Genomic DNA, 13,999 nt, shown 5'->3' with positions numbered 1-13,999 from the left:
CCATGCGCAAGCTGCTCGGTGCGGTCTACAGCGTCGCGAAAAACCGTCGACCCTTCACGCCGCAGCTCGCCGCTGCGTCGGTTACGGACTGACGATTTTTCTTGCGTGGGGGTCCCGGTATCTCAGGGCACGGCCTGGACCGAGGGTGGAAGAACTGCGCGAGGGTCGCCGCTGGCTCGTTGGCGCGGGTCGTCAGAGGGGGCGCTCGAGCGCCTTCAGCGATATCGACTGCAAGAGGACTTTTCCGATCGGCCGTTTGTCCTCCCAGAAGACGCGCGCCTCGAAAAAGGCCCGCGCTTCCTCGCTCTGCAAGGCCCGGAGCGCCGCCTCGGCCTCCTCACGGGCCTCGAACGGGAGGAAATAACACGTGTCGTCGAGCACCACCGGGCGCCCCTCGTACGGCTCCACCAGCGAGAAAGAAAATTTCTTGTACAGCCCGCAAATCGCCACTTTGTAGGGCGCGAACGTGTACGGGCCGATGCCGAAGACGGAGAAGGGAGGTTTGTCCCGGTATATGGAGCTCTTCCGGACGTCGAGCTTGCCCTCGTGCCGGACGAGGTAGGCCCACGCCCGCGGCGCATCGGCCTGCAACGTCCGCGTCTCCTCGCCGAGGGAGCGTTGCGTCACGAGCACGAAGCGCCTGCCCGGGCGCCGGCCATTCGCCACGTCCGAGCCCTTGAGCAGCGGGAAGACCACCGAATCCTCGATGTCGACCCGCTCGCCGAGGCCATTCACGAGCGCGCCGTCCCGCGCCTCGAGCTCCATCACCGGCGCACAGTCGTGCTTGAGCCCCGAGCGCCACGCCGGCGTGCATTGGCCTTCGAGGTCCTTCGTCCGCTCGAATCGATCGATGTCGCTGTAGAGCCGGCCGCCGTGCACGCCCATCGTCCGCCGGGGCGTTTCGGCGTCGAGCGAATCGAAGACCGCCCAGCCGCGCGCAGGCGAAGCGCCGGGCGGATCCGCCGCGAGCGTCATCACCACGGCCGCCGTCGCCACGTCGAAGGCGCCGCGCGCGTCGATCCGATAAGTCGCACCCGAGAGCGAGATGCTCTCGCGGGTCACGTGCTCCATCACCCGCCGCGCCACGCTGCTCTTGCAGAGCACGACCATGCGGAAATCACGGCCCCGGAGCGCCGTGAGCAGGCGCAGGAGGATCCACTCCGAGACGTCGAAATTGCTCTTGCCCGTCTGGGCGTCGAGGCCCCTGAATCGCTTGAAGTTCGATTTCTTCGGCAAGTTCCGCGAGCCGAGCGCGCCGAGGTCCGCGCTCGTGACCCAGGGCGGATTGCCGAGCACGAGGACCGGATCCGGCATCGCCGCGAGCACGTCCTCCCACGCGACCTCGAAGCAATCGCCGAGCGCAATCTCGACCGGGCGGCCCGCGAGCGCGCAGCGCGCCGTCTCCACGTGCTCGGGGTCGATGTCGAATCCGCGGGCGAGGGTGTCCGGAAAAACCTCGGCGGCGGCCGTGAGGAAGGCCCCACGTCCGCACGTGGGCTCGAGGATCGAGGCCGGGCGCGCGCCGAGACGCGCGGCGAGGCGGGTGACGTGCCGCGCGAGATCGAGGGGCGTTTGCCAGTCCCCACGCTCGACGCGCGAGGGCCGCGAAAGCGCCGTCACCGCGAGGCGTCCGCGACCTGCGCGAGCATCTCCGCCTCGGCGCAGAGGTTGCCGTCGACGCGCGCCTCGCCCCGGAGCTTCCACACCGGGCCCCGCCGCTGGAGCGCCGTGGCCGAGAGATCGAGCCGGTCGCCCGGTACGACGGGCCGGCGGAAGCGCGCCTTGTCGATGCCCAGGAAAAGCACGACCTTGGGCTGCTCGGTCCGCGCAGGGTCGGACGCGTGCGCGAGCAGGCCGCCGAGCTGCACCATCGATTCGACGATCAGGACGCCGGGCATGATCGGGTGCGCGGGGAAATGGCCCTGGAACCAGGGCTCGTTGTACGCGACGCACTTGTGCCCCGCGATGCGCTCGCCCGGGACGAGCTCCGTCACGCGATCGACCATCACCATCGGATACCGGTGCGGCAAGATCGTGAGGATCTCGCGCACCTCGATCGGGAGTTTTACGTTCGCCCCTTCGGTCACCCTGACCGTCCCTTTCGTTTGCGCGCCGGATCTTCGGTCGACGCTCGGGGCTTCGGGTCGCCTTCGGCGCCCTTCGCCCCGAACCCCAGATGACGCGCCGTCGCGCGCAGCCACCGCGCCTTTTCGACCGCGGGATACCCGCCGAAGACCGCGCCCGCGGGCACGTCGCCGATGACGCCCGCCTTCGCCGCGAGCCGCGCCCCCGCGCCGACCTCGCAATGATCCGCGACGCCGACCTGTCCGCCCACGAGCACGCCCGCGCCGATGCGCGACGAGCCCGCGAAACCCGATTGCGCCGCGACGAGCGCGCCCGCGCCGATCGAGGCGTTGTGGCCGACGTGCACGTGCGCGTCGAGCTTGGCGCCGCGGCCGATCACGGTCGGCGCGAGCGTGCCGGCATCGACGGTGCAGAGCGGGCCGATCTCGACGTCGTCCTCGATGACGACGCCGCCGAGCTGCGGCATCCGCACGACGCTGCCCGCAGGAGATGTGGCCCAGCCAAACCCGGGGCGTCCGAGGACCGACGAGGCGCCGACCGTGACGCGCGCGCCGAGCGAGACGCCGCCGTACACGACGACGTGCGGCTCGATGCGGCAGTGCGGGCCGATCTCGGCGCCGGCATACACGACGGCGAAGGCGCCGATGATCGCGGTTGGATCGACGATCGCGAAGGGATCGATCTGCGCGAGCGCGCGCGCATCCACGGGCTCGGGCTGGGGCACCTGTTCGAGCACGCAGGCGAGCGCGTACGCGGCGCGCGGGTGGATCCAGCGTTTGCCCGCGGGAACGAGCGAGGCGAGCGGACCGTCGACGAGCAAAAAGGCCGCGCTCGCGCGCGCGGCTTCGAGGTAGCGGCGCGAGAGCAGCGGCGCGAGCGTCGCCCCGGCTTCGGAGGTCTCGGCATCGCCCACCGGCGCGACGCGGGACACGACGGCGTCCTCGAGACCCGGATCGAGCATGCCGCCGTGCTTCGCCGCGAGCTCGCGGAGGGGCACGGGCGCGGGGAGCACGGCGCCGCCGCTACTTCTTTTCGTCGCCGCCTCCCGACGGCTTGTCGCCGCCGCCCTCGGCCGGGGCGTCGCCGCCGCCGTCGCCGCCGGAGTTGTACATCTGCACGACCTGCTCGGTGAGGTCGAGATCCGGCCGCGCGTAGGGCGTCGCGGAGCGGTCGAGGATGAGCTCGTAGCCGCTCTTCTTCGCGAGGCGGGTGATGATGCCCATCATCTTGCGAAGGATCGGGCCCGTCAGGTCGCCCTGCTTCTTCTGGAGCTCCTTGTTGTAGTCGACGAAGCTCGTCTGGAGCTCGACCATGCGGCGCTGCCAGTCCTCCATGCGGCGCGCGAGGGCCTCGCGCGAGAGCACGCGGGCCTGGCGCTCGATGTCCTCGCGCGCGCGCTGGAGCTCCTCTTGTTTCGCGTCGAGCTCCTTCTGGCGCTTGTCGAAGAGCTTCTTCAACGTGCCCTGCGCGCGGATGCCGTCCTCGGTCTGCATGACGGCCTGCTGGACGTCGACGACCGCGATCTTGCTGTCGGCCGAGGCCTCGGCCGGGGCGAGCGAGACGAGCGCGGAGAGCACGGAGGCGGCGAGTGCCGCGTGGAGGCGGGGAAGGCGACGCGGTAGCATGAAGACGATGAAGCTCGCTTACCTGCGCACGGAGATGCGGTCAAGCACGCCGCACGTCGTGAAGGTGGGAAGCGGAGCCGAGCCTCTGCGTGGCGCGACGGAGAAAAGCGGGAAGGGTGCGCGGCATCGCCCTTGCGTCGTGTTTGTCACCGCGGTTATGTCGGAGAACCATACGAGGACCTCATGGGATTGTTCGACTCTCGCAGACGCCGAGGGCGCAGCATCGCGCTGCTGTTCGGGCTCGCTGCGACCACGCTCTCCGCGGCCGCGACCGCGCAAACCTTCCCCGCCGTCGCGACGTGGGCGCCGCTCACGCGCTTCGACGCCGGCTCGGGCACGCACCTGCCGATCGGTGACGTCTCCGGCGACGCGACGGGCGCGCGCGACATCGTGGGCAACACGGCGAACCCCGTGGCGTACGTGCACGCGGACGGGACGCACTTCTACTTCCGCCTGCGCGTCAACGCGACGGCCCTCGCCGGGGCGACGAACTTCGACAACGGCTCGAGCTTCGGGTGCGTGATCGACGCGGACGCCGACGCCTCGGATTTCGAGTTCAGCGCGCTCGTCGACGGCATCTCGGCGCCGGACGCCGTGCGCTTCTGGGTGAACTCGACCCAGCAGGTGTCGGGCTCCCCGGCCGACACGCCCGAGGTGATGGTGAAGGCCTACCTCGGCCCGCTGCAGACCGGGCAGCCGGGCTTCGGGTATGCGCGGCAGGTCGCGGCGGGCTCGGTGTTCCCGATCGGCGCGCCGGACGCCGACTTCTTCGTCGACTGGGCGGTCGAAAAATTCCTCCTCCAGGCCGCGGGGGTCGGCGACGGGACGCCGCTCCGTTTCGCGTGCGGCACCGGCGTCAGCACCTCGACGCTGTCGACCGATTTCACGAGCACCCCGAGCCTCGCGCTCGTCCTGAGTGATCCGTATCTCTGCGGCGGATCGGGCTGCATTCCGCAGACCTGCGCCGGATACGGGCAGCTCTGCTCCGCCGGGATCGGCGCGTGCGCGGTGTCGGGCTCGCTCTCCTGCAACGAGGCGGGCCAGGCCGTGTGCGACGCGTTCCCAGGCGAACCCTCGCAGGAGACGTGCAACGCGGTCGACGACAACTGCGACGGCGTGGTCGACGATGGAAACCCGGAGGGCGGCAGCGCTTGCGTGACGGGCCTCGCCGGCGTGTGCAGCGCGGGCACGGAGAACTGCCTCACCGGCGTGGTCCAGTGCACGCCGAACGTGGCGCCCGGATCGAACGCCGAGACGTGTAACACGCTCGACGACGATTGCGACGGCCAGACGGACGAAGGGTTTGCCCTCGGCGCGAGCTGCACCGTGGGGCTCGGCGTCTGCGCGGCTTCAGGCGTGATCATCTGCGACGGGCAAGGCGGCGCGACCTGCAGCGCGACGCCGGGCACGCCGCAAACCGAGACGTGCAACACGCTCGACGACGATTGCAATGGCTTCGTCGACGACGGCGATCCGGGTGGTGGGCAGGCCTGCGTGACCGGCCTCGATGGCGCCTGTAGCGTGGGGATCACGGCCTGTTCGTCGGGCAACGTGGCGTGCGTGCCGGCGGTTCTTCCGGGCGAGCTCCCCGAGACGTGCAACTTCACGGACGACGATTGTGATGGCCTCGAGGACGAGGATCTCGGGCTCGGCGCGGCATGCGTCGAGGGCGTCGGCGCGTGCGCGGTCCTGGGCTCGGTCGTGTGTACCCCGCAGGGCGGGACGGCGTGCAACGCCGTCGCGGGGACGCCGGGCACCGAGGTTTGCGGCAATGCGGTCGACGAGGATTGCGACGGCGCGCTCGACAACGGCTGCCCGGACACGGACGGCGACGGGCTGATCGACGCGATCGAGGAGCAGATCGGGACCGACCCCGCGGACGCCGACAGCGACGACGACGGCGTGGCCGACGGCAACGAGACAGACGTCGCGCTCGATACGGACGGCGACGGGCTCGTCAACGGGCTCGACCCCGACAGCGACGACGACGGGCTCTACGACGGCACGGAGACCGGCAAGGATTGCAGCGGACCGGGCACGGACGCGGCCGCCGGCCATTGCAGGCCCGACGGGGACGCGGGCCTCACGACGACGAACCCGCTCGATCCGGATTCGGACGGCGGCGGCGTCATCGATGGGTCGGAGGACGCGGATCTCGACGGCGTGGTCGACGCAGGCGAGACCAATCCCACGGCAGGGAGCGGCGCGGACGACGCCCAGACGAAGGACGCGGACGGCGACGGGCTGAGCGACGGGCTGGAGGAGACGATCGGCACGGATCCGAACGACGCCGACAGCGACGACGACGGCCTGCTCGACGGCGACGAGGCGAACCCCGCCGACGACACCGACGGCGACGGGCTCGTGAATACGCTCGATCCGGACAGCGACGACGACGCGCTCTTCGACGGCACGGAGACCGGCAAGAACTGCACGCACCCCGCGACGGACCCGGCCGCGCAGAACTGCCGGCCCGACATGGACGGCGGCAACCTCCAGACCTCGCCGGTCGATCGGGACACCGACGGCGGCGGCGTGAGGGACGGGGCCGAGGATCGCAACCTGAACGGCCGGGTCGACATCAACGAGACGGATCCGACCGAGGGCAACGCGCCCGACGATCAGCAGCTCTCGAACCTGGACAACGACGGCGACGGGCTGACGAACCAGCTCGAGGCCTTCCTCGGTTCGAACCCGAACGACGCCGACAGCGACGACGACGGCGTGCTCGACGGCGAAGAGTCGAACCCGTCCGACGACACCGACGGCGACGGCAAGATCAACGTCCGCGATTCGGACAGCGACGGCGACGGGCTCTTCGACGGGACCGAGGTCGGTAACGATTGCTCGCATCCATCGACGAACCCCGCGGCGAACGCCTGCCGGGCCGACGCCGACATGGGCGCGACGCACACGTCGATGGTCGATCCGGACTCGGACGACGGCGGCGTGTCCGACGGCGCCGAGGACAAGGACAAGGACGGCGCGCTCGATCCGGGCGAGACGAACCCGACGAAGGGCAACGGCGAAGACGATCCGCTCGACAGCGACGGCGACGGGCTGCTCGACAAGCTGGAGACGATGCTCGGCACCGATCCCTTCGATTGGGACTCGGACGACGACGGCGTCTCCGACGCGGAGGAGCCGAACCTCGGCGAGGACACGGACGGCGACGGGTTCATCAACGCGCTCGACCCCGACAGCGACAACGACGGGCTGCCGGACGGGCTCGAGATGGGCAAGGGCTGCACGAATCCGGACACGGACCCGTCCGCGGGCCAGTGCATCCCCGACGGCGATAACGGCGCGACGAAGACCGATCCGCTCGACTGGGACACGGACGACGGCGGCGCGAGCGACGGGGCCGAGGACAAGGACAAGGACGGCGTCATCGACCCAGGCGAGACGGACCCGACCACGGGCCACGGCGCCGACGATCCGCCGGATACGGACGGCGACGGGATCTTCGACGACGACGAGGAGGTGATCGGGACCGATCCGAACGACGCCGACACGGACGACGACGGCGTGCGCGACGGCGACGAACCGAGCTTCGGCGTGGACACGGACGGCGACGGGCTCATCAACGCGCTCGATCCGGACAGCGACAACGACGGGCTCTTCGACGGCACCGAGCTCGGCCTCGATTGCACGGATCCGGCGACGGACATCACGGCGGGCCATTGCGTGGGCGACGCGGACGGCGGGCTCACGACGACCGATCCGCTCGATTGGGATACCGACGACGGGACGGTGAGCGACGGGTCGGAGGACTGGAACCTCGACGGCAAGATCGACCCGGGCGAGACGAACCCGACGGCCGGGAACGGCGCCGACGACGTGGCCGTGACGGATACGGACGGCGACGGGCTGAGCGACCAGGTCGAGGAGACGATCGGCACCGATCCGAACGATCCCGACACCGACGACGACGGCGTGATCGACGGGCAGGAGCCGAACCCGACCGACGACACGGACGGCGACGGCACGATCAACGCGCTCGATCCGGACAGCGACGACGACGGGCTCTTCGACGGCACCGAGATGGGCAAGGATTGCAGCTCGCCGGCCACGGATCCGGCCGCGGGCACGTGCGTCGCGGACGCGGACATGGGCGCGACGACGACCTCGCCGCTCGATCCGGACACGGACGACGGCGGCGTGTCCGACGGCGACGAAGACACGAACGGCAATGGCGTGATCGATCCGGGCGAGATCGATCCGAACGACGGGAGCGACGACGCGACGAAGCTCGACAGCGATGGCGACGGGCTGACGGACGCCGAGGAGGCGCAGATCGGCACGGATCCGTTCGACGCCGACAGCGACGACGACGGCGCGTCGGACGGCGCGGAGCTGGACGTCGGGGTCGACACGGACGGCGACGGGCTCATCAATGGGCTCGATCCGGACAGCGACGACGACGGGCTCTTCGACGGGACCGAGCTCGGCTTCGATTGCTCGGGACCGGGGACGAACCCGATGGCCGGCAATTGCATCCCCGACGGCGACAAGGGCGGGACGAAGACCGATCCGCTCGACGCCGACACGGACGACGGCGGCGTGCGCGACGGCCTCGAGGACAAGGACAAGGACGGCGTGGTGGACGCGGGCGAGACGAACCCGCTCGATCCAGCCGACGACCGCCCGGGGCTCTGCGAGACGGACGAGGATTGCGGCGGCCCGAACAGCGGTCAGATCTGCGTGGAAGGGTCGTGCACGGAGGGCTGCCGCGGCGAAGGTGGCAATGGCTGCCCGACGGGCGAGGAGTGCACCTCGACGAACACCGCACCGGGGCTCTGCGTGTCCCCGGAGGAAGCGGTTCGCCTGGCGGGCGGCGGTTGCGCCTGCGCCACGGGGCAAACGGAAGGCGCGCCGGGCGGCGTGGCCCTCGCGATCGTGGCGCTCGGCGCGCTCGTCCTGCGCCGCAAGCGGCGCGCGTAATCAAACCACCTCCCTCACACCCTCTACGCCCGCGTGGGCACCTCCTCCGCCGGCCCTGGCGGACCGGGGCGTGCCTTGCGCAGCACCTGATCCGGCTCGAGCGCGCGCGCCGTGAGACCCGCGAGCGCGGCGCCGAGCAGCGGCGCGACCCAGAACATCCAGAGCTGCACGAGCGCCCAGCCACCCACGAAGAGTGCTGGTCCCGTGGAGCGCGCCGGGTTGACCGAGGTGTTGGTGATCGGGATGGCGACGAGGTGAACCAGCGTCAGGCAGAAGCCGATCGCGAGCCCGCCGAACGTGTTCATCGCGCGTTTCGACGTGGCCCCGAGGATCACCACGACGAAGAAGAAGGTCATCACGACCTCGACGAAAAACGCGGACGCCGCGGAGTAGCCGCCCGGCGAGTGCGCGCCATAGCCGTTCGCGCCGAGGCCGCCCACGGCGGGGTCGTAACCGCCGGGCATGCCTCGCGCGATGATCAGCAAGAGGCCTGCGCCGATGATGCCGCCGACGAGCTGGGCCATGACGTATGGCAGCACCTCCGCGCGTGGAAAGCGCCCGGCCGCCGCGAGGCCGACGGTCACGGCCGGATTGAGGTGCGCGCCCGAGATGTGGCCGAACGTGTAGGCCATGGTGAGCACCGTGAGGCCGAACGCGAACGCGACGCCGTGGTTTCCGATCCTGTCTCCCGCGATGACGGCGCTGCCGACGCCGCCGAGCACGAGCCAGCACGTACCGACGGCCTCTGCGATGGCCTTTCGTCCGATGGACATGAGACGTCCCCCCTTTCCCCACAGGTGAACGTGGGGTGGGACGCGCTCGCGTCCAGGCGCCGCCCTGCTTCTCCGCGATCAGCCGGGCGCGAGCTCCAGAAGCGAGTGGTAGATCCCCAGCCGCTCGTGCGTCGTCTGGAGCACGAGCCCTTCCTCGCGGGCGAGCGCGAGGATGTCCTCGGCGCGGTACATGCGGCTGTTGCCGTTCGCGATCGTCGTGAAATACGGCGACGTGTTGATCAGGCAATAGGCCGCCGCGTCGAAGCGCTGCCGATCCCAGAACGTATCGAGGATCCAGAGCCGCCCCCCGGGGCGCAGCGCGCGGCCGGCGCGGCGCAGGATCGTCCTCACCTCATCCTCGGAGAAACACACGAGGAACTGGCTCATCCAGACCGCATCGAAACCCGAGGGCAGCTCGGCGTGTGGATCGAGCACGTTGACGGGGCAGGGCACGGCGCGGCCGTCGACGCCTTTTTCGCGCAGGTTCTGCATCGCCATTTCGAGCTGGCCGGGGAGATCGACCAGGGAGACGCGGAGCTCGGGCGATCGGGAGAGGCAAAGCGAGGCCCATTTGCCGGTATTGCAGCCGATGTCGAGCAGGTTCCGCGGCTCGCGTTCGAGCACGATCCGGCTCGCCGCGGGGAACGCGGCGTCCGAATAGAAATGGTCGAAGCGCAGCCACGCGCTCTTCGCGTCCTCGGGCAAGTGCGCGAGCGCCTCGTAGACCGTCTTCCATTCGCCGAAGACCTTGAGCCCCGCGGGCTCGCCGAGCCGGAGCGCGTCTTCCAGCTTGTGCATGCCGAGGTAACAGACCTCGTGAACGAACTCCATGTTCACGGCCGTCATCTCGTCGCGGCGGATGAAGGCGCCGAGCGTGGTGATGACGAATCGACCGTTGTCGTAGGCCACGAGATCCGCAGAAAGCCCGCATTCGAGCAGGACCGTCGCGGCGTAGATGGAAAGCCCCGTCTTCGCGGCCGCCTCGGCGGCCGTCATCCCCTCGACGCCGCGGTCCTCGACGGCCTCGAGCAGACCTGTCGATCGCAGAAGGCGCGTGGCCTGGAACACGATCGGCGCGAAAGCGATCCGTTGGGCGTCAAAGCGTGTTTCCAGGCCAGTCTTGTCGGTTCCGAAGCGTTTGTGTAGCACCATCACCTCCGCGGGGGGGTCGCATCATGCCCGGGACGGAGAAAAAGTCCCACGATAACTTTACGCTGATGCGCGCGTCGTGGCGTCGTGGGTGAGGACTCTCGCCCTCAATTGCGGGGTCTTGTCCTCATTTCGAGGCTGGTAAGCGGGTAGTGCAGCGCAAGATGCCAACACATTCATGATCTCGTCCAGCACGTTTTGTGTGATATGTGTCCCTGACGATAGCCATGAACCCCGGTCCGAGGGAGAACATGAAACGACGAAGTATATTGGGGCACAAAACGATCGTGAGCGGCGTCGCTCTCGTCGTGGGCTTTCTGGGGCTCGCCGTGCCCGTCACGGCGCGCGCGCAGACATTCCCGGCCGACGACGCATCGTGGGTCGCGCTGACGCGCACGGATCCGGCGACGGGTATGACGACGCCACTCAGCGATCCCGAAGGCGATACCGCGGGGCCGCGTGACATCGTCGGCAATGAGCAATTCCCGCTCGCCTACGTGTACAGCGACGCGACCCATTATTACTTCCGGATGCGGATCGACGAGACCGTCCTGCAGAACGCGACGAGCTTCGCGCCGTTCGGCTGGGGTTGCGTGATCGATACGGATGGCGATCTGACCAATTACGAGTACAGCACGCTCGTCAACGGCACCTCGAACCCGGACGAGGTGCGGCTGTGGGCCAATACGACGCAGCAGACGCCGAACGATCCCGGCGATGCGCCGGAAACGTTGCTCAAAGCGTACTCCGACCCGCTCGACTCGGCCTCGCCGGACTTCGGGTACGCGCGCGAGGCCCCGGCGGGCTCGAATTTCCCGCTCGCCACGCCGACGCCGGACTTCTTCATCGACTGGGCCGTCGAGCGGAACGCGCTCATCGCCGCAGGTATCAGCCTCGATCAGCCGCTGCGTGTCGCCTGCGGCACGGCCGCGAACGGCACGTTCCTCTCGCAGGACTACACCGGCCCGGCGAGCCTGCCCGATCTGCTCAGCGATCCGGTGAGCTGCGGCGCCGAGGGCTGCATTCCGCAGGACTGCATGGGCGCCGGCGAAGCTTGCTCCGCGGGCGTGGGCGAGTGCCTCGTGACGGGCGTGCTCGTGTGCAACGCGGAGGGGCAGGCGGTCTGTAACGCGTTCCAGAACGAGCCGGGGACCGAGGTCTGCGACGGCCTCGACAACGATTGCGACGGCGCAATCGACAACGGCTGCCCCGACACCGACGGCGACGGCATCCCCGATTTCGCAGAGGGCACGCTCGGCACCGATCCAAACGACGCCGACACCGATGACGACGGCATCCCCGACGGAGAGGAGCCGAGCGCCAACGTGGACACGGACGGCGACGGGCTCATCAACGCGCTCGATCCGGACAGCGACGACGACGGCCTCTTCGACGGGACCGAGGTCGGAAATGGTTGCAATGCGCCCGCGATCGATCCCGCGGCAGGCCATTGCATCCCCGACGGCGACATGGGCACGACGAAGACAAACCCGCTCGACCCCGACACGGACGCGGGCGGCGTGTCCGACGGCGCGGAAGACAAGGACCGCGACGGCGTCGTCGACGCGAACGAGACGAATCCGACGGACGGCAACGGCGCGGACGATTCGACGAACACGGATGCCGACGGCGACGGGCTGAGCGACGATTTCGAGACGGGAATCGGGACCAACCCGAACGACGCCGACAGCGACGACGACGGCGTGCCCGACGGCGAGGAGCCGAACCCGACGATCGATTCGGACGGCGACGGGCTCATCAATCCGCTCGATCCGGACAGCGACAACGACGGGCTCGCCGACGGCACGGAGCTCGGCAAGGATTGCTCGAACCCGGCGACGGACCCAGCCGCGGGCAATTGCGTGCCCGACGGCGACATGGGCGCGACGACGACGTCGCCGATCGACGCCGATACGGACGACGGCGGCGTGAGCGACGGCTCGGAGGACAAGGACCTCGACGGCGCGATCGATATGGGCGAGACGGACCCGACGGCGGGCCACGGCGACGACGATTCGATGAACCCGGACGCCGACGGCGACGGGCTGAGCGACGACGTGGAGGGGAGCCTCGGCAGCGATCCAAACGACGCCGACAGCGACGACGACGGCGTGCCCGACGGCGAGGAGCCGAACCCGGCGGACGATACCGACGGCGACGGCATCAAGAACGTGCTCGATCCGGACAGCGACGGCGACGGGCTGAAAGACGGCACGGAAATGGGCAAAGGTTGCTCGGGCGACGGGACCGACCCGGCAGCCGGCAACTGCGTGGCCGACGGCGACAGCGGCGCGACGACGACCGCGCCCCTGAATCCCGATACCGACGGCGGCGGGCTCGCCGACGGTGACGAGGATACGGACAAGGACGGCGTGGTCGACCCCGGCGAGACCGATCCGACGAAGGGTCACGGCGGCGACGACGACGGCGATCCCGACGACGACGACGACGGGCTGACCGACGACGAAGAGACGGTGATCGGGACCGACCCGAAGGACGGCGACAGCGACGACGACGGCGTGCCCGACGGCGAGGAGCCGAGCCCCGGCGTGGATACCGACGGCGACGGGCTCGTCAATGCCCTCGACCCGGACAGCGATGACGATGGCCTCAAGGACGGCACCGAGCTCGGCAAGGATTGCGGGGCGGCGGGGACGAATGCCAATGCCGGCCATTGCACGCCCGATGGCGACATGGGCGCGACGACCACGGATCCGCTGAAGGCGGACACCGATGGCGGCGGCGCAAGCGACGGCGACGAGGACACGGACAAGGACGGCGTCGTCGACGAGGGCGAGAAGGATCCGAACAACAAGGCCGACGACGTGCCCAGCGAGGAGCCGTCGGACGACGGCATCCTCCTCACGGGCCACGGCCTGATTTGCGCGGCCGGTCGCGGCAGCGAGAGCGGCAACGCGGCGCTCGTCGCGCTCGCGGCCCTCGGCGCCCTCGTGATCCGCAGGAAGCGTCGTTAAGTCGGCGTGAAGCGGTGAAATGCACGCGGGGAGCGGTCGGCGAAAGCCGGCGCGCTCCCCGCGGTTTTTTGGCTGAGCATTGGGAGGCGCTGCGCTGGGGCTTTGCCCCAGACCCCACCGGGGCTGTCCGCCCCTGGACCCGGACCAGCGCAAGCGCTGGACTCGGGGTCGATGAACTGCGCGATGCGCAGTTCATCGAACAGGCCAGGTCAAGACCAACGACGATCCTGCCAATCAAGACAGCCGCGCTGACGGTTCAACGGGCCACGCGCCCGTCGCCAGCGTGCAACGCTCCTCGCGGTCTTGCCACCGACTGTGGGAAGAACTGCGCATCGCGCAGTTCTTCCCCAAATGGTCCAGGGCTTGCCCTGGTTCTGAGCATTGGTCTCATCTCGCGAGCCCATTCTCCCTGAGCACCCGTAGCATCTCTGCTGCGGGTGCCAGTCGT

General features: G+C 69.6%; 8 protein-coding genes. 2 read left to right on the top strand and 6 right to left on the bottom strand.

Annotation, left to right across the window (positions count from 1 at the left end; all coding sequences use genetic code 11):
* Positions 1-192: 192 nt before the first annotated feature.
* From KEG57_RS54310 to KEG57_RS54295, 4 genes are read right to left on the bottom strand one after another with little or no spacing between them, the layout of a single operon-like run.
* On the bottom strand, positions 193-1,620 hold the full coding sequence (locus KEG57_RS54310) for a DNA methyltransferase family protein (protein ID WP_272460072.1): 1,428 nt from the start codon (positions 1,618-1,620) through the stop codon (positions 193-195).
* The gene (fabZ, locus tag KEG57_RS55405; RefSeq protein WP_308215676.1) at positions 1,617-2,087 is read right to left on the bottom strand and encodes a 3-hydroxyacyl-ACP dehydratase FabZ; all 471 of its coding nucleotides are present in this window, start codon (positions 2,085-2,087) and stop codon (positions 1,617-1,619) included. Before fabZ ends, KEG57_RS54310 begins: the two co-directional genes overlap by 4 nt.
* Positions 2,084-3,097 (bottom strand): UDP-3-O-(3-hydroxymyristoyl)glucosamine N-acyltransferase, encoded by a 1,014-nt coding sequence (locus KEG57_RS54300; RefSeq protein ID WP_272428928.1) that lies wholly within the window; start codon positions 3,095-3,097, stop codon positions 2,084-2,086. Before KEG57_RS54300 ends, fabZ begins: the two co-directional genes overlap by 4 nt.
* Before the next feature lie 10 nt (positions 3,098-3,107).
* The gene (locus KEG57_RS54295; RefSeq protein WP_272428930.1) at positions 3,108-3,710 is read right to left on the bottom strand and encodes an OmpH/Skp family outer membrane protein; all 603 of its coding nucleotides are present in this window, start codon (positions 3,708-3,710) and stop codon (positions 3,108-3,110) included.
* A gap of 183 nt (positions 3,711-3,893) precedes the next feature.
* Here KEG57_RS54295 and KEG57_RS54290 point away from each other — a divergent pair, with 183 nt between their 5' ends.
* Positions 3,894-8,654 carry a MopE-related protein gene (locus tag KEG57_RS54290; RefSeq protein WP_272460071.1) on the top strand — a complete coding sequence of 1,587 codons (4,761 nt, stop codon included), beginning with the start codon at positions 3,894-3,896 and terminating at the stop codon, positions 8,652-8,654.
* A 23-nt stretch (positions 8,655-8,677) separates the two neighbouring features.
* Here KEG57_RS54290 and aqpZ read toward each other — a convergent pair whose 3' ends face one another.
* Both aqpZ and KEG57_RS54280 read right to left on the bottom strand, forming a co-directional pair.
* Positions 8,678-9,427, bottom strand: a complete 750-nt coding sequence (aqpZ, locus tag KEG57_RS54285) for an aquaporin Z (protein ID WP_272428933.1) — start codon at positions 9,425-9,427, stop codon at positions 8,678-8,680.
* A gap of 78 nt (positions 9,428-9,505) precedes the next feature.
* Positions 9,506-10,579 carry a class I SAM-dependent methyltransferase gene (locus KEG57_RS54280; RefSeq protein ID WP_276074957.1) on the bottom strand — a complete coding sequence of 358 codons (1,074 nt, stop codon included), beginning with the start codon at positions 10,577-10,579 and terminating at the stop codon, positions 9,506-9,508.
* A 284-nt stretch (positions 10,580-10,863) separates the two neighbouring features.
* Here KEG57_RS54280 and KEG57_RS54275 point away from each other — a divergent pair, with 284 nt between their 5' ends.
* A complete protein-coding gene (locus tag KEG57_RS54275) occupies positions 10,864-13,551 on the top strand; it encodes a hypothetical protein (RefSeq protein ID WP_272428937.1) in 2,688 nt (895 codons plus the stop codon).
* Positions 13,552-13,999: the final 448 nt, after the last annotated feature.

It is taken from the genome of Polyangium jinanense, from assembly GCF_028435365.1.
The sequence above is the reverse complement of the archived record's forward strand: the minus strand, read 5'-3'. Positions and strand labels throughout refer to the sequence as shown.